Genomic DNA, 18,632 nt, shown 5'->3' on the forward strand with positions numbered 1-18,632 from the left:
GGCCGGATTTATCCATCGGCAGCCTGATTGCGCGGCTTGCCTGATTTTTACGCAGCGTAAAAATAACCATATAAATCAAGGGAGTAACGCTAAAGTGTGCGCCTTGCTCACAATCTTATCCACAGAATATGTGCAAAACTGCCTAAGCTGTTACGCCTTGCGCCCGGGTTTTTTAGCGCCGCGCCATGTGGTATAGCTGCCTTATTTTTCAGCATTGAAAAAAACTCCTTTAAAATCAACGGTCTTGCTTGGAGTTAATCAGCTTGCTCACAATCTTATCCACACTTTATGTGTGGAACTGCTGCGACGGTGGAAAATGCGCTTTTTCATGGCGAGCCAGGCCTGGAAAACGCCGCTTTTCGACCCGTGCCACATTTTTATGCAAGGCAATAAAAACGATATAAATCAATGTACTTGGCGTCTAACCGCGCGCTTGCGCACAATCTTGTCCACAGATTGTGTGCAGAACTTTAGCCGCCTGCATTTTCTTGATGTTACTGCCTCTGCCACTTTTTTGTGCATTGAAATAAGATCCTTTAAAATCAATGGCTTGTGCGTATTCCTTGGTCTTGCGCACAATCTTGTCCACAGTAAATGTGCAGAACTTTTATATTCTTGATTTTATGATATTGACTAGTGAAGATCATCTGCTATGCCTGTATTTTACGCAGAATGATAATATTCATCTAAATCAATGACTTAGGTTTAGCTCTTCATGCTTGCTCACAATCTTATCCACATAAAGTGTGCAAAACTATGCTGCGCCGGCAGGGTGTGCACAAGACGCGCCGCCATTGCTGCGCGGGCGCCACTTGCTGCGGGCGCGGCAACGCGCTACATTGCGCCATTGCGTCACCGGTGCACATGGCGTTGTCGGCGCTGGGTACAATGCAGGTTGTTCAGGCGCTACATCGCCTATCCTTTTGCCTCCCTTTTACCAGGAGTTTCTTTTGCTCGCAATCTTCCAGGCCGCTGGCTGGCCCATCTGGCTGTTACTGATCGCTTCCATCGTGGCCCTGGCCCTGGTCATCGAACGCTTGCTGTACTTGCGCCGTGCCAAGATTTTGCCGCGCAAGCTGTTCGATGAAGTGGTGCAGGTGTATCGCAGCGGCAAGATCACGCCGGACACGCTGGCCAAGCTGGAAGGCAATTCGCCGCTGGGCGTGGTGCTGGCCGCCGCGCTGCGCAATGTCGATGCGCCGCGCGACGTGATGAAGGAATCGATCGAAGAGGCGGGCAGCGGCGTGGCGCACATGCTGGAGCGCTACCTGACGACACTGGGCACCATCGCCACCCTGGCCCCGCTGATGGGCCTGTTTGGCACGGTGGTGGGCATGATCGAGATCTTCGGTTCGCAAAACGCCAGCGGCTCGAATCCGGCCCAGCTGGCGCATGGCATCTCGGTAGCCCTGTACAACACGGGTTTTGGCCTGGCCATCGCCATGCCGACCCTGGTCTTTTACCGCCATTTCCGCGCCCTCGTCGACAGTTTCGTCATTGACATGGAGCAACAAGCGGTCAAGTTCGTCGACATCGTCCACAGTGGCCGCAAATGAACTTCCGCAAAGGCAAGGGGCGTGAAGACCCCGAAATCAACCTGATCCCCTTCATCGACGTACTGCTGGTGATCCTGATCTTTCTGATGGTCAGCACCACCTACAGCAAATTCACGGAGCTGCAGATCACCTTGCCGACGGCCGATGCCGAGCAGGCCAAGGACAAGCCGCAGCAGATTGATGTCACCATCGATGCCAAGGGCAACTATACGGTGAACCGCGAAGCGGTCTCTTTCCGCGACGTGGCCGGGCTGGCTGACGCCTTGCAGGATGCGGCCAAAGCTGCCAATGGCGGCAAGGCGCCGGCGCAGACGCCCGTGGTGGTGGTCAACGCCGACCAGTTCGCCATGCACCAGATGGTGATCCACGTCATGGAAGCGGCGCGCCTGGCCGGCTATGAAAAGCTGACGTTCGCGGCGCAGGCTGGCGCCAAGTAGGCCAACCCTCAAACCCAAACCGACGTGCCGGGGTCGAACCCTCAGGATTCGACCCCAGGTGTCGATTCGGGTTTTCCAATTTTTAGTCGACACAGCATGCCCACATCTTCCCCCGCCAAGCTTGAATCGACCCTTACCCGCGCCTGGCTGACGCGCGGCCCGCTGGCGTGCGCCCTGTGGCCCGTCTCCTTGCTGTTTGGCGCCTTGAGTGCCGTGCGCCGGGGCCTGTACCGCGCTGGCCTGCTGCCGTCAGCACGCCTGCCCGTGCCCGTCGTCGTCGTCGGGAATATTTTTATCGGCGGCACGGGCAAGACGCCGTTGACCATCTGGCTGGTGCAAGCCTTGCGCGAGGCGGGCATGCGCCCGGGCGTGATTTCGCGCGGCCATGGCAGCGCCGACCGCTTGCCGCGCTGTGTGACCAGCGACTCCACGCCGCAGCAGGTGGGCGACGAGCCGCTGCTGATCTTCCAGCGTGGCGCTTGCCCCGTGATGGTGGGGCGCGACCGCGCGGCGGCCGGCCGGGCACTGCTCGCGGCGCACCCGGAGGTCGACGTGCTGGTCACCGACGACGGCTTGCAGCATTACGCCTTGCAGCGCGACGTGGAAATCGTGCTGTTCGACGGCCGTGGCGTGGGCAATGGCTGGCTGCTGCCGGCCGGCCCCTTGCGTGAATCGCCGCACCGCCGGCGCGATGTGACGGTGATCAATGCACCCGCGCTGGCGCCGCAGTTGGTGGCCAAGGTGGCGCCGCAAGGTGCTCTCGTGGTGCAGATGCTGCTGGCCGGTGGCGTCGCCGAACGCATGCTGGCCCGCAGCGAGAGCATGCCCTTGGCGAGCCTGGCGGCCAGCGGCCAGCGCATCGTGGCGGCGGCCGGCATCGGCAATCCGCAGCGTTTTTTCAGCATGCTGCGCGGCGCGGGACTGCGTTTTGACGAGCTGCCCTTGCCCGACCATCACGACTTCCTCGACCAGCCATTTGCCGCACTGGACACGGATGTGATCTTGATCACGGAGAAGGATGCAGTAAAATGTGCGCAAATTGAACATCTCAAAGATGACCCGAGACTGTGGGTCGTCCCGGTCAGTGCGCGCATCGATAGCGCGCTGGCCCAACAAATTGTGGAGAAATGTCGTGGACGCTCGACTGCTTGATATCCTGGTCTGCCCTGTTTGCAAGGGCCCGCTTGAACACGATAAGAAGGCGCAGGAACTGATTTGCCGCGCCGACCGCCTGGCTTACCCGATCCGCGATGGCATCCCCATCATGTGGGCGGACGAGGCGCGCACCTTGCAAGACGCAGTGGAATAGGCGATGCCGTTCATCGTCATCATCCCGGCCCGCCTGGCCTCGACGCGCCTACCGGGCAAGCCGCTGGCCGACCTGGGCGGCAAACCCATGGTGGTGCGCGTGGCCGAGCAAGCCTCGCTATCGGGCGCGGCGCGCGTCATCGTCGCCACCGACCATGAAGACATCCGCGCCGCCTGCGCCGCGCATGGCGTGGAAGTGTGCATGACGCGTGCCGACCACCCGTCGGGCACGGACCGCATCGCCGAAGTGGCGCGCGCGCTCGACTTGCCGCTTGACGCAGTCGTCGTCAACCTGCAGGGCGACGAACCGCTGATCGATCCGGCCTTGCTGGCCGCCTGCGCCGCGCAGATCAGCGACAACGTGCCGATGGCCACCTGCGCGCATCGGCTGCACGATATGGCCGACGCCTTTAACCCGAACGTGGTCAAGGTGGTGCTGGATAAACATGGCCGTGCGCTGTATTTTTCGCGCGCCACCATCCCGTGGCACCGCGACGGCTTTGCGCAGTCCCGTGAAAATTTGCCGCAAGGCTACGTGCCGCTGCGCCATATCGGCCTGTATGCGTACAGCAATGCGTTTTTGCAAACGTATCCTGCTCTCTCCGCCTCGCCGCTGGAAGCCATCGAGGCGCTGGAGCAGTTGCGCGTGTTGTGGCACGGCTATGCCATCGCCGTGCATGTGACCGATAGCGCTCCGGCTGCCGGCGTGGATACGCCGGAAGACCTGGCACGCGTGCAAGCGCACTACCGCGCCCTGTAGGCGCTATCCGCAAAACGGCAGGTGTGCAAATAAAATTTGTGCGCTTGCCGCAAAAACCACATTTTGAAACGCCTGCTTCGCAAATTGCTGGCTTTGATCAATCAGGGCATAGCAATTCGACAGCAAACTGGCGTTCAGGGGATTTTTTGTGGTAAGTTTCGTAGGGAAAGATAGCCATAGCAACACCATCTAAAAAAAATAACACATACCACCATCCAAAATCTGTTTTTTAGGAACTTCAATGCGTCTGATACTTTTAGGAGCACCCGGTGCCGGCAAGGGCACCCAAGCTAACTTCATCAAAGAAAAATACAACATTCCACAAATCTCCACGGGCGACATGCTGCGCGCGGCGATCAAGGAAGGCACCGAATTGGGCCTGGCAGCGAAAAAAGTCATGGATGCGGGCGGCCTGGTGTCGGATGACATCATGATCGGCCTGGTCAAGAACCGCCTGCAGGATGCCGATTGCGCCAATGGCTACCTGTTCGACGGCTTTCCGCGCACCATCGCGCAAGCCGATGCCATGAAAGACGCCGGCATCAATGTCGACTATGTGCTGGAAATCGATGTGCCGGACGAATCGATCATCGAGCGCATGGATGGCCGCCGCAGCCACCCGGGTTCGGGCCGCGTCTACCACGTCAAATTCAACCCGCCCAAAGTCGAAGGCGTCGATGACATCACCGGCGAACCGTTGATCCAGCGCGACGACGACAAAGCGGAAACGGTCAAGAAACGCCTGGATGTGTACCACAACCAGACCAAGGTCTTGCTCGGCTACTACAATGACTGGGCCAAGTCGGGCCTGCCAGGCGCACCGAAATACCGCCGCATTGCCGGCGTCGGTCCGGTCGAGCAAATCCGCGACAGCGCATTTGCCGCCCTGGCGGAATAAGCAGTTTCAAGAAGCGGACCTGAGTGTCCGCTTTTTTTACGCCGGCTTTCCATCTGCCGCCGCCCGTATCGTGTCAAATAAGCGCCGTTTTTCGTCATTTTTCGCCGTTTCTCGCCGTTTCTCGCAGTTTCTATTTAGCAGTAGAAGTTTTTTGCAGGTCGTGTTTTCCTGGCTGCGCGTGCCTACCCGGTGCGCTCTGCAGCTGTTGGCAATGACGTCGGATAAAAACAGAAGGGGACGATATGGCAGCCAGTCTTTGGTTTGCGGTAGCCTGCGGCGTGGTCGCCGTGGTGTATGGTTTGCTCTCGCGTAGCTGGATCCTGCGCCAGGATCCCGGTAACGCGCGCATGCAGGAAATCGCCCTGGCCATCCAGCAGGGCGCGGCCGCCTATCTGGCGCGCCAGTACCGCACCATCGCCATCGTTGGCGTGGTGCTGCTGATCGCCATCTACATATTGCTGGGCCTGCAGACGGCGCTGGGCTTCCTGATCGGCGCCGTGCTGTCGGGCGCCTGCGGCTTCATCGGCATGAATGTCTCGGTGCGGGCCAATGTGCGCACGGCGCAGGCGGCCACCCTGGGCATCAACCAGGCATTGAATGTCGCCTTCAAGGGCGGGGCGATCACCGGCATGCTGGTGGTCGGCCTGGGCCTCCTGGGCGTCACCCTGTTTTACTGGCTGCTGGTGACGACGGGCGCGCCCGGCCTGAGCCAGCATGATTTGATCAAACCTTTGATCGGCCTGGCCTTCGGCGCCTCGCTCATTTCCATCTTCGCCCGGCTTGGCGGCGGCATCTTCACCAAGGGCGCCGACGTGGGCGCGGACCTGGTCGGCAAGGTGGAGGCGGGCATCCCCGAGGATGATCCGCGCAACCCGGCCGTCATCGCCGACAACGTGGGCGACAACGTGGGCGACTGCGCCGGCATGGCGGCCGACCTGTTCGAAACCTATGTGGTGACCCTGATCGCCACCATGCTGCTGGGCGCACTGCTGATGGCCGAAGCCAGCAGCACGGCCATCATCTATCCGCTGCTGCTGGGCGCCGTCTCCATCCTCGCTTCCATCGTCGGCTGCTCGATGGTCAAGACGGCCCCCGGCAAGAAAATCATGTCGGCCCTGTACACTGGTTTGTGGTGGGCGGCCGGGCTGTCCTTGGTCGGCTTTGCCGTCGTCACCTGGCTGCTGTGGCCCGATGACGCCATGCGCTACAAGATGCTGGGCGCCACCGTCGTCGGCATCGTCCTCACGGGACTGATGGTCTACATCACCGAGTACTACACGGGCACGGACTTCAAGCCGGTGCGCCATATCGCCGAAGCGTCGACGACGGGCCACGGCACGAATATCATCGCCGGCCTGGGCGTGTCGATGAAGTCCACCGCCTATCCGGTGCTGGCCGTCTGCGTTGCCATCCTGGTGTCGTACCAGCTGGCCGGCCTGTATGGCATCGCCATTGCCGCCACGGCGATGCTATCGATGGCTGGCATCATCGTTGCGCTCGACGCGTATGGCCCCATCACCGACAACGCGGGCGGCATCGCCGAGATGTCGGGCTTGCCCGACTCCGTGCGCGCCATCACCGATCCGCTCGACGCCGTTGGCAATACCACCAAGGCGGTCACCAAGGGCTACGCCATCGGCTCGGCGGGACTGGCCGCGCTGGTGCTGTTTGCCGACTACACGCATGCGCTCGAATCGGTGGGCAAGCACATCACGTTTGACCTGTCGAACCCGATGGTCATCGTCGGCCTCTTCATCGGCGGCCTGATACCGTATCTGTTCGGCGCCATGGCGATGGAAGCGGTGGGCCGCGCGGCGGGCGCCGTGGTGGTGGAAGTGCGGCGCCAGTTCCGCGACATCAAGGGCATCATGGAGGGCACGGCCAAGCCTGAATACGACAAGGCGGTCGACATGCTGACGGCGTCGGCCATCCGCGAAATGATCGTGCCGTCCTTGCTGCCGGTGGTAGTGCCCATCGTCGTCGGCATGCTGCTGGGGCCTGCGGCGCTCGGTGGCTTGCTGATGGGGACCATCGTCACGGGCCTGTTCGTGGCCATTTCCATGACCACGGGCGGTGGCGCCTGGGACAATGCCAAGAAATACATCGAGGATGGGCATTTCGGCGGCAAGGGTTCCGACGCGCACAAGGCAGCCGTCACGGGCGACACCGTGGGCGACCCGTACAAGGATACGGCCGGCCCGGCCGTCAATCCCCTGATCAAGATCATCAACATCGTGGCCTTGCTGCTGGTGCCGCTGCTGCCGGCCACGGGCTGGCTGGCCGTGGCAGCACCCGTGCCCGTCCACGCGCCGCTGCCGCCTATCCTGGCGCCGGCCACGCCCGTGCAGGTGCTGCCGGCGCAGTAGTGTGAAAAACTGCAGCACGCCCTGGCGCCGGTCGGCATGCGCTGAGCGGCGCCAGGAGCGTTGCCTGTTGCCTGGCTACTTGCTACTTAAAAGCGCGAGGTCAGGCCGACGAACATGCGCCGGCCCGGCACATAGTAGTCGACCAGTCCATCGGCCAGCGGGCCTTTCTTGAACAGGTTTTCCACGCCGCCGCGCACGCTCCACTGAGGCGTCACCTTGTACGACACGAGCGCGTCGACGATGGTGTAGGCCTTGTTGGCCAGCTGGCCGGCATCGAGTTCCTTGCCCGTGTATTGGGCCGACACTTCGCCGAACAGCTGGTCGTTGACTTGCCAGCCCAGCGCCGAATACCACGACAGCTTTGGCGTCGACAGCAGGTTGGCACCCGTGGTCAGGTTTTTCGCCTCGGCCATGTAGGTGACGTTGTTGCGCCAGTTCAGGTTTTTCGTCAGTGGAATGGTGGCCGTCGCTTCCAGGCCGCTGGTGCGCGCTTTCTGGATATTCGTCATCTTGGTCCACCATTGCTTCTGGAAAAAGCCCAGCGGCGCGTAGTCGATCTTGTTCTTGAAATCCGTGTGGAACCAGGTCAGGCCCATGTCCCAGCCATTTTGCTCCCAGGCCACGCCGATCTCGCCAGCCGTGCTCGTTTCCGGCTTCAGGTCCGCATTGCCGGCCATGTAGCAGCCGCCCGTGATGTAGCCGAGCGGTTTCAAGCTGCCGCAACCGCGTCCGCCTGACTGCGTGGCTGCCGCCGGCGAATTTTCCTTCAGGCTGGGCGCGCGGAAGCCTTGCGATACGCCGCCCTTGATGGTCCAGGCCGGGGCCGGGTGGTATACCAGGTACAGGCGCGGGCTGGTGTGATTGCCGAACTTGCTGTGGTGGTCCAGGCGCAGGCCCGCCGTGGCCGTCAGGTTCTCGCGCAGGAACAATTGATCTTCCGCAAACAGGGCCGAGGTGGTACCCGACAGGGTCGCGCCGCTGACCGGATTACCCAGGTAATCGGTGGGCACGGTGCCGATGGTGTCCGTGTTCGTCAGTTCCTGGCGCTTCCACTGGCCGCCCATCACCAGCATTTGCTCGATGCCGCCCCAGCCGACTCTTTTTTCCAGGTTCGCGTCGAGCGTGCTGTCCTTGGATTTGGCCACCGTGCCGACGACTTCGTTATCGAAATCGTTGTGATACAGGTTGAGCGTGGCCTTGCCGAAGTCCCAGCGGCCTTCATAGCCGAGGCTGGCGCTCTTGCGCACCAGCTTGCTCGCGCCCCAGGCGCCGAACAGCGGGTAGCCTTCTTCATCGAGGGTGGTTGAATCGCTCGATTGCTGCTTGCCGTAGCTGGCGTCCAGCGACAGGTTCTGTTTCTTGCCCAGTGCCCAGTTCAGCTGTCCCGAGACAGTCTGGTTGCGCTCGCCTCCGATGCCGCCCGATTTGCCGATGACTTTTTCATCGGCGTTCTGCCGCGTCTGGCCCACGCCCAGGCGCATGCCCAGCGTGTCCGACAGGGGGCCGGCCAGGTTCACGCCCAGCTGGTGCGCCGTGCCACGGCCGCTGTCCTGCGGCTGCGTGTAGTTGGCTGTGGCCGAGCCGTTCCACTTGCCCGGCACCTTGCGCGTGATGATGTTGATCACGCCGCCCATGGCGTCCGAGCCGTACAGCGAGGACATGGGGCCGCGCACCACTTCGATGCGCTCGATCATGTCGGGCGAGATCCAGTTCAAGTCCTGGCGTCCCAGGTCGGGGCGGTAGGCCGTGTCGGCCGAGCTGCCCACGCGCTTGCCATCGACCAGGATCAGGGTGTATTTGTCGGGCAGGCCGCGCAGCTTGATCTTCGATTCCTCGCCTACGGGGCTGGTGCCGCCCGTCACGCCGGGAATGCGGCGCAGCAAGGTGTTCAGGTCATACACGGGCTGGCGCTCGATTTCCTCGCGCGTGATGACGCTGATGCTGGCCGGCGCGTCCTTGATGTCGATGGCCGTGCCCGAGGCGGTGACAACCACCGTGTTCATGCCGGGCTCGGTGGCCGCATTGCCTTCAGCCCAGGCATTGCTGACGGCCAGCGAAAGCAGGCAGGGCAGCAGCATGGCGGCTCGGTGCGACGAACGGGAGGGGGTGGTGGCTGGGTGGGGTAGAGCGGGACTGCGCTTGGTCATGATGAGTTTTCCGGAATTGTTATTTCCTGGCTGCCTTCCGGGTGGCTTGGGTATGAAGTGGATAAGTTGCAAAATAAAGTGCAAAACGAAGGCAATAAGATACGCTCGAATTCCATTAATGAGAATAAGAATCATTATTATTGTAGTGCCGTACTGGCAAGAAAGAAAGTGCTAGCGAGAAATAAAAACATCGTTACCGCCAGCAAGCGTGGCGTCTTCCTTGTATGCAAGCGTGAGAAATTGTTACGCAGGCTGGTATCTGGCGCGCTGTGTGCACATAATGAAACGAGTATATTCACGCTCAGGGAGGCGGCATGGACACCACGACAGTAGTACCTCAGCGGGTTTGCGCCGCGCTGGCGCTGGCCTTTGCCCTTGCCGCGTTGGCCGGCGCCCATGCTGGCGCGGCGGCCCAGGCGGCAAGGGCGGCGCCCGAAGCGCTGCCCGTTTGCCGCCTCGACCCGCACGACAGCAGCAAACTGGCCGTCGAGCCGTGCCAGTCGGCGCCACCCGTGCAACCGCGCCGCTCGGTGGCGCAGGTGATCGGCCGCATGCCGGCGCAGCGCACGGCGCCACCCGTGGTGGCCATGCCCCCCTTGCCGCCCAGTCCCGCAGTGCCCATGCCCCGGGCGCCGCAGCCAATCGGTGCATGCGATACGGGCGGCTGCCGCGATGCGTCAGGCGCGCGCTATAACGGCGCGGGCAATGCCACGCTCGACGCCAACGGGCGCATCTGCCATCGCAATGGCGCTTTTGTGCAGTGTTTCTAGCGCTTCGCTAGCCGGTAAGTACACGTTTCGCGGGATGCCTGCAAAATTGGCTACAATTGTCGCCGACATTACGTTTACGTAAACGTAACTGTGGCATCATGCGACATCCGTATTCCGGGCCGGGCACACGGCCATCACCATTCAGGAGACTTCATGCAGATTCAAGACAATGTATTCATCATCACGGGCGGCGCTTCGGGCCTGGGCGCGGCGACGGCGCGCATGCTGACGGCGGCGGGCGGCAAGGTCGTGCTGGCCGACGTGCAGGCCGAGGCGGGCCAGGCGCTGGCAACCGAACTGAACGGCGTGTTCGTGCAGTGCGATGTCACATCCGAGGAAGACGGCATGGCCGTGGTGGCGGCGGCGATGAAATTGGGCACCTTGCGTGGCCTGGTCAACTGCGCCGGCGTGGCGCCGGCCGTGAAGACCGTGGGCAAGGATGGCCCGCATCCGCTGGCGCTGTTCCAGAAAGTCGTCAACATCAACCTGGTGGGCACCTTCAATATGTGCCGCCTGGCAGCCGACGCCATGGCCAAACAAGAGGCGACGCCCGAGGGCGAGCGCGGCATCATCATCAACACGGCATCCGTGGCGGCCTACGATGGCCAGATCGGCCAGGCCGCCTACGCCTCGTCAAAGGCGGCCGTGGTGGGATTGACCCTGCCAATGGCGCGCGACCTGTCGCGCAACGGCATCCGCGTGATGACGGTGGCACCCGGCATTTTTGAGACGCCCATGCTGCTGGGCATGCCGGCCGAAGTGCAGGATGCGCTGGGCAAGATGGTGCCGTTCCCATCGCGCCTGGGCAAGCCTGGCGAATACGCGCAACTGGTGAAAGCCATCGTGGAAAACGTCATGCTCAATGGCGAAACTATCCGTTTGGATGGTGCGATCCGCATGCAACCCAAGTAGGCAGGGCAGCGCGTAGTCGGGCATTTGATGTAGGATACTCCCGTATGCGGCGTACAGCCTTGCTTGGCTGTGCGCCCTTTTTTTATCGGAGAACCCATGATCACATTGAAGCCGCTAGCGCTGAGCCTGACCTTGCTGGGGGCGCTGGCCGCCAGCCCCGTGTTTGCCGAAGTGCCTACGATGCCGCCGGAAATCGCCACCGCGTATGCGGAAAAATCGGGCTGGACGGCGCAGAAATTCATGGTGGCCGCCGCCAACCCGCTGGCGGCCGATGCCGGCTACAAGATGCTGAAACAGGGCGGCAGCGCCATCGACGCGGCCATCGCCACGCAACTGGTGCTGACGCTGGTCGAGCCGCAATCGTCGGGCATCGGCGGCGGCGCCTTCCTGTTATACGCCGATGGCAAGCGCGTGCAGGCGTTCGACGGGCGTGAAACGGCCCCCGCTGCTGCCGACGAACACCTGTTCCAAAATGCCGACGGCACGCCCGTCTCGCGCGCCACCGGCGTGGTGGGCGGGCGCTCCGTGGGTGCGCCGGGCGTGCTGCGCATGCTCGAACTGGCGCACAAGGAACATGGCAAGCTGCCGTGGGCGACCCTGTTCGGCCCGGCCATCAAGCTGGCGCATGGCGGCTTTCCAGTCAGCCAGCGCCTGAATGGCTTGCTGGCCTGGGACCAGGCTTTGAAGCGCGACCCTGTCGCCGCCGCCTATTTCTATGACAAGGCTGGCAAGGCACGGCCCGTCGGCCATGTGCTGAAGAACCCGCAACTGGCGCGCACCCTGCGCGAGATCGCCCGTGGCGGCGCCGACGCCTTTTACCAGGGCCGCATCGCGCGCGACATCGCCGCCAAAGTGGCCGCGCACCCGACCAATCCGGGCAAGCTGACGGCGGTCGATATCGCCGGCTACCAGGCCAAGGTGCGTGTACCGGTCTGCAGCGACTACAAGGCCTGGACCGTGTGCGGCATGCCACCGCCGTCGTCGGGCGGCATCGCCATTGCGCAGATGCTGGGCATCCTGGAAGTGAAGGACATCGGCCCGTACCGGCCCGTCGATGGCGTGCTCGATGCGCAGGCCATCCATCTATTCACGGAAGCGGGGCGCCTGGCTTACGCGGACCGCAACCGCTACGTGGCCGATACGGACTTCGTGCCGCTGCCCGGCAACGGCATCGCCTCGATGCTCGATAAAACCTATCTGGCGCAGCGCGCGTCCCTGATCGGCGACAAATCCATGGGCCGCGCCTTGCCCGGTACGCCGCCTGGCATGCAGGTGGCGTGGGGCATGGACAACGCGCTGCAGCGCCCGTCGACCTCGCACCTGGTGGCCGTCGATGCCTTCGGCGGCGGCCTGTCGATGACCACCAGCGTGGAAGACGCCTTCGGCGCGCGCCAGATGGTCGACGGCTTCCTGCTGAATAACCAGTTGACCGATTTCTCCTTCGATTCGCGCGATGCAGATGGCCCCATCGCCAACCGCGTGCAGCCGGGCAAGCGCCCGCGCAGCGCCATGTCGCCCACGCTGGTGTTTGAAAAGGGCACGCAGAAACTGGTGCTGGCCACCGGCTCGCCGGGCGGCTCGTCCATCATCAACTATGTCGCCAAGGTGCTGGTCGGCACCATGGACTGGGGCTTGAACGTGCAGCAGGCCATCAGCCTGCCCAATTTTGGCAGCCGTAATGGCCCGACGGAACTGGAAAAGGACCGCGCACCAGCGAGCCAGGTCGAGGCGCTGCGGGCCATGGGCCATGAAGTGCGCGTCATCGAGCAAAATTCCGGCTTGCAGGGCATCATGCGCCTGAATGCGCATGGCAAGGATTTCTGGTTTGGCGGGGCAGATCCAAGAAGGGAAGGCATGGTGAGAGGAGACTAATCTTTTCCACAAGGCATCAAGACCCTGCTAATCTGCCGGCATGGGAATGGAAAATAAAACCGGCTTGATACTCACGGGAGGAGGCGCCCGTGCCGCCTACCAGGTGGGCGTGCTGCAGGCGATTTCGGCGATTCTGAGGGAAGCGGGCTGGGCGCCGGCGCGCAACCCCTTCGACATCATCTGCGGCACGTCGGCCGGTGCCATCAACGCCACGGCGCTGGCTTGCCGTGCCGATAATTTCGGCGAGGGCGTGCAAAAGCTGCTCGACGTGTGGCAGCACATCAAGGTCGAGCAGGTCTATCGCGCCGATTCGCTGGGCGTGATCCGCTCGGGCGCGCGCTGGCTCTCCCTGCTGTCGTTTGGCTGGCTACTGCGCCAGTGGCATGCGTCGCCGCCCAATTCCCTGCTCGACAATACGCCGCTGGTGAGTCTTTTGCACCGCATGCTCGACTTGCCGCGCCTGGACGCTGCACTGGCCGACGGCCTGCTGCATGCGCTGGCCGTCACTGCCTCGTCATATTCGGGCGGCCGCCACATGACGTTTTACCAGACGGCGGAAGACATCGCGCCGTGGGTGCGCACGCAGCGCCTGGCCTTGCCGGACCAGATCGGGGTGGAACATTTGCTTGCCTCGGCCGCCATCCCCTTCATCTTCCCCGCAGTGCCCTTGTACGTGGGCGGCCAGCGCGAATATTGCGGCGATGGCTCGATGCGCCAGCTGGCGCCCATCTCGCCTGCCATCCACCTGGGCGCGAACAAGGTGCTGGTGGTGGGCGCGGGGCGCATGACGGAGCCGGCGCCTGTTGCGGGCGAGTCGGCGCGCTATCCCAGCCTGGCGCAGATCGCCGGCCACGCGCTGTCGTCGATCTTCCTCGACGGCCTGGCCGTGGATATCGAACGCCTGAACCGCATCAACCTGACCCTGTCGATGCTGCCGCCCGAATTGCTGGGCAAGACGGCTTTGCGGCCGGTGGAGCTGCTGGTCATTGCGCCGTCCGAACGGCTCGACGGCATCGCCAGCCGGCATATCGGCAGTTTGCCCCGTCCCATACGCACCATGCTGTCGGGCATCGGCGCGGCCGAAGCGCGCGGCGCGGCGCTGGCATCGTATTTATTGTTCGAATCGACGTATACTAATGAGCTGATCCGTCTTGGACAGCGCGATACGCAGGCCCGCAAGGACGATGTACTGGCGTTTTTTGGTTCTTGAGACGGCCCCGGGGGAGTGTTCCCGGATTTTTCGCGTTTTTTTTGACAGGACGATTGTGCTGGTATTTCGACGTGCTTGCGATGTGGTGTTGCTGTTATGCCTGCTGCTGGGGAGCGGGGCCGGGGCGGCGCCAGCGCCCACCCTGCGTTTCGACCAGCTCAGCGTCGAGCAGGGCCTGGCGCAGGAATCGGTACTGGCCATCGCCCAGGACCGGCAGGGCTATATGTGGTTCGGCAGCCAATCAGGCCTCAGCCGTTTCGATGGCTACCGCATGGTGGTCTACAAGAATATCGAGGGTGACAAGACCAGCCTGGCCGACAACTGGGTCGGCGAGCTGCATGTCGATAGCCAGGGCCAGCTGTGGGTGGGCACCGACAATGGCCTGGACCGCTTCGACGCAGCCAGCCAGACCTTCATCCATTATGTGCCGGCGGAAAAGAGCAAGCGCGGCAATGGCAACCGGCGTATCCACGCCATCCTCGACGATGGCGCGCGCGGCTTCTGGATCGCCACCTCGGATGGCTTGCAGCATTTCGACACCGTCACGGGCACTTTCCGCATCTGGCACAATGAAGAGGGCAACCCGCACAGCCTGGGCGACAACGAGATCAAGGCCCTGGCGCTGGACGCGCAAAAGCGCCTGTGGATCGGCACGGTGACGGGCCTGGACATGCTGGCGCCGGGCAGCGAGCGTTTCGAGCATTTCGCCATCGACACCGCGCCCGGCTCGAAATACAACGTGATCCAGTCGCTGCTGGTCGACCGCCAGCAGAACCTGTGGATCGGCACCATGGCTGGCGCCGAGCGCTGGCGCTTGGGTGGCGCCGGAGAGGCACCGCAGACGCGCCTGCGCCTGAATGAAAAGCAGGGCTTTTCCGCCATCCGCGTGGCCAGCCTGTACCAGGATATCGACGCCACGGTCTGGCTGGGCAGCAATGCCGATGGCCTGTTCCGCTGGCTGCCCGGGAGCGACAGCTTCCTGCAGTACCGCCACCAGACGGGTGACAAGTTCAGTGTCGCCGACAACCAGCTGTCGTCGCTGTACCGCGACCGCGCGGGCACGTTCTGGGTCGGTTCCTGGTACAGCGGCGTGAGCCGGGTCGACCTGGGCAGCGGCGGTTTTTCGCGCATGGCGCGCGCCCCAGGCGACGTGGGCGCGCTGGCCGACAAGAAGGTGCGCGCAGTGGCCGATGCGGGCAACGCCAAGCTGTGGCTGGCCACCAAGGGCGGCCTGAAGCTGTACGATACGCGCGATGGCACGTCGCAGCTGTTCGATTTGCGCAGCGCCCCCGGCATGTCGCGCGACGAGCAGGTGACGAGCCTGTACAAGGCGCCGGACGGCGTGCTGTGGGTGGGTGGCTCGACGGGCCTGCACCGCTTCGATCCGGCCCTGGGGCGCTTCTTTACCATGCGCTTTGCCGCCGGTGACCCGAACAGCGATACCATCCGCAATATCGTGAGCGACCGCAGCGGCATGCTGTGGGTGTCGACGCGCGGCGGCGTGCACCGCTTCGACCCCGCCAGCCGCCGTTTTACCACCTTCCGCCATGATCCGGCCGACCCGAACAGCTTGTCCGACAACATGGTGCGTCCCGTGCTGGAAGACCGTAAGGGGCAACTGTGGATAGGCTCGTTTCATGGCCTGGACTTGCTGGACCGCGCCAGCGGCCACTTCCGCCATTTCCGCCATGACCCGCAAAACCCGCACAGCCTCAGCCACGACGAGGTGCATTTCCTGCATGAGGACAAGCGCGGCGTGCTGTGGGTGGGCACGGCCAATGGCCTGAACCGCATGGATGTCGATGCCAAGGGCGAGATCAGCTTTCGCCGCTACCTGCGCAAGGATGGCATGGCCGACGATGCCGTCGCCAGCATCCTGGGCGACGACAACGAGCAGCTGTGGCTGAGCACCAACAGCGGTATCACGCGCCTCGACACGCGCAGCGGCTTGTTTCGCAATTACGACAGTGCCGACGGCACGGTGGAAGGCTCGTATTTCGATGGCGCGGCCCTGCGCGCGTCGGATGGCACCATGTATTTCGGCGGCTTCAACGGCATGACGGCGTTTGCGCCGCAAGAGATCCACGACAACGGCGTGCCGCCGCTGGTATCCATCACGGAGCTGCAGATTTTTAACAAGCCGGTGGCCATCGGCCGCGGCGAGTTCGGTCAGGTGCTCAGGACGGCGATTGACCACACCCGCAAGCTGCTCCTGAGCAGCCGCGAAAGCGTCTTTTCGCTGGAATTTGCGGCGCTGCATTTCGCCGCCCCCCAGCGCAATGTGTTTGCCTACCGGCTCGAAGGTTTCGACCAGGATTGGGTCATGACGGATGCGAACCGGCGCTTTGCCACCTACACCAATCTCGATCCCGGTGATTATGTGTTTCGCGTCAAGGCGGCCAACAAGGACGGCGTGTGGAACGAGAGCGGCGCCACCCTGGCCATCACGATCTTGCCGCCGTTCTGGAAAACCTGGTGGTTCCGTACCTTGATGGCGGTGCTGCTGCTGGGCGCCGTGTATGGCGCTTACCGCCAGCGCATACGCACGCTTCGGCAGCAGCAGAACGAGCTGGAAAAGCTGGTCAGCGAGCGCACGGCCGAGGTGTCGCAGAAGAACACCGAGTTGCAGAGCAAGGAAGTCGAGGTGCTGGCGCAGTCGGACAAGCTGGCGCAGGCCAACAGCAGCCTGAAGAAAAATGAGGAAAGCCTGCGCCAGGCCAAGCGCAAGGCCGAGGATGCGACGCGCCAGAAATCGGAATTCCTGGCCAACATGAGCCACGAGATGCGCACGCCGCTGGCCGGCGTAATCGGCATGCTGGGCTTTGCCTTGCGCGACGAACAGCTGCACGGTGCCACGCGCGAGCAGATCTTGCGCGGCCAGGCCAATGCCCAGTCGCTGCTGGTGATCATCAATGACTTGCTCGATTTTTCCAAGATCGAGGCGGGCAAGTTGAGTATTGAAAACATCGACTTTGCGCTCGGTGCGGCGATCGAGAACGTGGTCAGCCTGTTCGAGGAGCAGGCGGCGGCGCGCAGCATCGGTTTTACCATCGATTTTGCCGCCGATTTGCCGCCCTTCGTGGTGGGCGACCCGACGCGCTTGCGCCAGGTGCTGGTCAACCTGGTTGGCAATGCCTTCAAGTTCACCCAGCGCGGCGGCGTCAGCGTCTGCGTCGAGCGCGCGGGCGTGGCCGAGGTGGCGCGAAGCGGTGGGCGCCACATGAACCTGATCCGCTTTACCGTCAGCGACAGCGGTATCGGCATCGGCACCGAAGCGATGGCGCGCCTGTTCCAGAAGTTCGAGCAGGCCGACGCGAGTACCACGCGGCGTTATGGTGGCACAGGGCTGGGCCTGGCCATCTGCCGCCAACTGGTCGAGCTGATGGAGGGCGAGATCGAGGTGGCCAGCACGCCGGGGCAGGGCAGCGTCTTCACTTTCACCCTGCCGCTGGCCGATGGCGTGGCGCCGCCCTTGGTGCCGCAGGTGGCGCTGGCGCCGCACAGCCATCAGCTGCGCGTGCTATGCGCGGAAGACTTCCCAACCAACCAGATCATCATCCGCGTCATGCTGGAAGAACTGGGGCACCGGGTCGATGTGGTGGCCAATGGCGTGCTGGCAGTGGCGGCCTGCGTGCATACGCGCTACGACCTGATACTGATGGACGGGCGCATGCCGGAAATGGATGGCGCGACGGCGACGCGTTTGATACGCGTGGGCGGCTGGACGGACCAGCCGGTGCGCGACCAGGAGCTGATGATCGTGGCATTGACGGCGAATGCCAGCGAAGAAGACCGCAGCCGCTACCTGGGCGTTGGCATGGATGATTTCCTCAGTAAGCCGGTGGACGAGGCGGCGCTGCATGGCTTGCTGGCACGCGCCATCGAGCGCCAGCTGCAGCGCGGTTTCATGTTGCCGCGCATGCCCTCCAGCGCACCGCGCAACGTGGCGCGCGGCCAGGCCGAACTCGATGCGCTGTTCGGCGTCGCGCCAACGGTGAGCGCCATGCCGCCGCCGCCGTTGCCAACCCTGGCCAGCCGCGGCGGCGAACTGCAACGGCGCATCCGCGCCGCCTTCGCCGCCGACCTGGAGGGACGCCTGCGTGAACTCGATGCCGCCCTGGCCGCGCAGGACAGGGATGGCGCCGGACGCTTGCTGCACGGCTTGAAGGGCAGCGCCGCGTATCTCGACGAGACGGAACTGCACATGCTGTGCACGGAACTGGAGGAAGCGGCGGACGGTGGACGCTGGCAGCAAGTAGGCTTGCATTTGCCGCACTTGCGGGTGCTGCTGGCGCAAATCGCCGCTTTGGACAAGGAAATGTAAAACAGGCAATGCCGGTAGCGGGAAGTGCGGCGAAACTGGGTAGAATACGCTCTGGCACCCTGACGCTGCCGC

Annotated in this window: 13 protein-coding genes; 12 read left to right on the forward strand and 1 reads right to left on the reverse strand. The window is 63.2% G+C overall.

Annotated features, from left to right (window positions below; genetic code table 11):
- Positions 1 to 950 precede the first annotated feature (950 nt).
- The 7 genes from ACQ4W6_RS15665 (at position 951) to ACQ4W6_RS15695 (ending at position 7,325) form a co-directional block, all read left to right on the forward strand.
- Complete coding sequence (locus ACQ4W6_RS15665; RefSeq protein ID WP_436568098.1) at positions 951 to 1,556, forward strand: MotA/TolQ/ExbB proton channel family protein; 606 nt, start codon at positions 951 to 953, stop codon at positions 1,554 to 1,556.
- Positions 1,553 to 1,993 carry an ExbD/TolR family protein gene (locus tag ACQ4W6_RS15670; protein WP_436568099.1) on the forward strand — a complete coding sequence of 147 codons (441 nt, stop codon included), beginning with the start codon at positions 1,553 to 1,555 and terminating at the stop codon, positions 1,991 to 1,993. The genes ACQ4W6_RS15665 and ACQ4W6_RS15670 overlap by 4 nt, the downstream gene beginning before the upstream one ends.
- 96 nt (positions 1,994 to 2,089) lie before the next feature.
- Positions 2,090 to 3,145: a tetraacyldisaccharide 4'-kinase gene (gene lpxK / locus ACQ4W6_RS15675; RefSeq protein WP_436568100.1), complete on the forward strand. Its 1,056-nt coding sequence runs from the start codon at positions 2,090 to 2,092 to the stop codon at positions 3,143 to 3,145.
- Positions 3,126 to 3,302, forward strand: a complete 177-nt coding sequence (locus tag ACQ4W6_RS15680; protein WP_010395789.1) for a Trm112 family protein — start codon at positions 3,126 to 3,128, stop codon at positions 3,300 to 3,302. The genes lpxK and ACQ4W6_RS15680 overlap by 20 nt, the downstream gene beginning before the upstream one ends.
- A 3-nt stretch (positions 3,303 to 3,305) precedes the next feature.
- Positions 3,306 to 4,061 (forward strand): 3-deoxy-manno-octulosonate cytidylyltransferase, encoded by a 756-nt coding sequence (kdsB, locus tag ACQ4W6_RS15685; RefSeq protein WP_436568101.1) that lies wholly within the window; start codon positions 3,306 to 3,308, stop codon positions 4,059 to 4,061.
- A gap of 241 nt (positions 4,062 to 4,302) precedes the next feature.
- A complete protein-coding gene (gene adk, locus ACQ4W6_RS15690; RefSeq protein WP_436568102.1) occupies positions 4,303 to 4,959 on the forward strand; it encodes an adenylate kinase in 657 nt (218 codons plus the stop codon).
- 242 nt (positions 4,960 to 5,201) lie between these two features.
- Entirely contained in the window at positions 5,202 to 7,325 is a 2,124-nt protein-coding gene (locus ACQ4W6_RS15695) for a sodium-translocating pyrophosphatase (protein ID WP_436568103.1), read from the forward strand.
- An 86-nt stretch (positions 7,326 to 7,411) separates the two neighbouring features.
- Here the strand turns inward: ACQ4W6_RS15695 and ACQ4W6_RS15700 are convergent, their stop codons facing one another.
- Positions 7,412 to 9,472, reverse strand: a complete 2,061-nt coding sequence (locus tag ACQ4W6_RS15700) for a TonB-dependent receptor domain-containing protein (protein ID WP_436568104.1) — start codon at positions 9,470 to 9,472, stop codon at positions 7,412 to 7,414.
- Between the two features lie 314 nt (positions 9,473 to 9,786).
- Between ACQ4W6_RS15700 and ACQ4W6_RS15705 the strand changes: the two genes are divergently transcribed.
- From ACQ4W6_RS15705 to ACQ4W6_RS15725, 5 genes are all read left to right on the forward strand, one after another.
- Positions 9,787 to 10,242: a hypothetical protein gene (locus tag ACQ4W6_RS15705; RefSeq protein WP_436568105.1), complete on the forward strand. Its 456-nt coding sequence runs from the start codon at positions 9,787 to 9,789 to the stop codon at positions 10,240 to 10,242.
- Between the two features lie 153 nt (positions 10,243 to 10,395).
- The gene (locus tag ACQ4W6_RS15710) at positions 10,396 to 11,154 is read left to right on the forward strand and encodes a 3-hydroxyacyl-CoA dehydrogenase (RefSeq protein ID WP_436568106.1); all 759 of its coding nucleotides are present in this window, start codon (positions 10,396 to 10,398) and stop codon (positions 11,152 to 11,154) included.
- A gap of 96 nt (positions 11,155 to 11,250) precedes the next feature.
- Entirely contained in the window at positions 11,251 to 13,026 is a 1,776-nt protein-coding gene (ggt, locus tag ACQ4W6_RS15715) for a gamma-glutamyltransferase (protein ID WP_436568107.1), read from the forward strand.
- A gap of 40 nt (positions 13,027 to 13,066) precedes the next feature.
- On the forward strand, positions 13,067 to 14,236 hold the full coding sequence (locus ACQ4W6_RS15720; RefSeq protein ID WP_436568108.1) for a patatin-like phospholipase family protein: 1,170 nt from the start codon (positions 13,067 to 13,069) through the stop codon (positions 14,234 to 14,236).
- 55 nt (positions 14,237 to 14,291) lie between these two features.
- Complete coding sequence (locus ACQ4W6_RS15725) at positions 14,292 to 18,560, forward strand: hybrid sensor histidine kinase/response regulator (RefSeq protein ID WP_436568109.1); 4,269 nt, start codon at positions 14,292 to 14,294, stop codon at positions 18,558 to 18,560.
- Positions 18,561 to 18,632 lie beyond the last annotated feature (72 nt).

It is taken from the genome of Janthinobacterium woesei, from assembly GCF_051380875.1.
GTDB lineage: Bacteria > Pseudomonadota > Gammaproteobacteria > Burkholderiales > Burkholderiaceae_D > Janthinobacterium.

Bases quoted from the DNA above. Each gene is read 5' to 3' on its own strand.
- ACQ4W6_RS15670 (WP_436568099.1), top strand. From the start codon at position 1,553: ATGAACTTCCGCAAAGGCAAGGGGCGTGAAGACCCCGAAATCAACCTG.
- lpxK (WP_436568100.1), top strand. From the start codon at position 2,090: ATGCCCACATCTTCCCCCGCCAAGCTTGAATCGACCCTTACCCGCGCC.
- kdsB (WP_436568101.1), top strand. From the start codon at position 3,306: ATGCCGTTCATCGTCATCATCCCGGCCCGCCTGGCCTCGACGCGCCTA.
- adk (WP_436568102.1), top strand. From the start codon at position 4,303: ATGCGTCTGATACTTTTAGGAGCACCCGGTGCCGGCAAGGGCACCCAA.
- ACQ4W6_RS15695 (WP_436568103.1), top strand. From the start codon at position 5,202: ATGGCAGCCAGTCTTTGGTTTGCGGTAGCCTGCGGCGTGGTCGCCGTG.
- ACQ4W6_RS15700 (WP_436568104.1), bottom strand. From the start codon at position 9,472: ATGACCAAGCGCAGTCCCGCTCTACCCCACCCAGCCACCACCCCCTCC.
- ACQ4W6_RS15705 (WP_436568105.1), top strand. From the start codon at position 9,787: ATGGACACCACGACAGTAGTACCTCAGCGGGTTTGCGCCGCGCTGGCG.
- ACQ4W6_RS15710 (WP_436568106.1), top strand. From the start codon at position 10,396: ATGCAGATTCAAGACAATGTATTCATCATCACGGGCGGCGCTTCGGGC.
- ggt (WP_436568107.1), top strand. From the start codon at position 11,251: ATGATCACATTGAAGCCGCTAGCGCTGAGCCTGACCTTGCTGGGGGCG.
- ACQ4W6_RS15720 (WP_436568108.1), top strand. From the start codon at position 13,067: ATGGGAATGGAAAATAAAACCGGCTTGATACTCACGGGAGGAGGCGCC.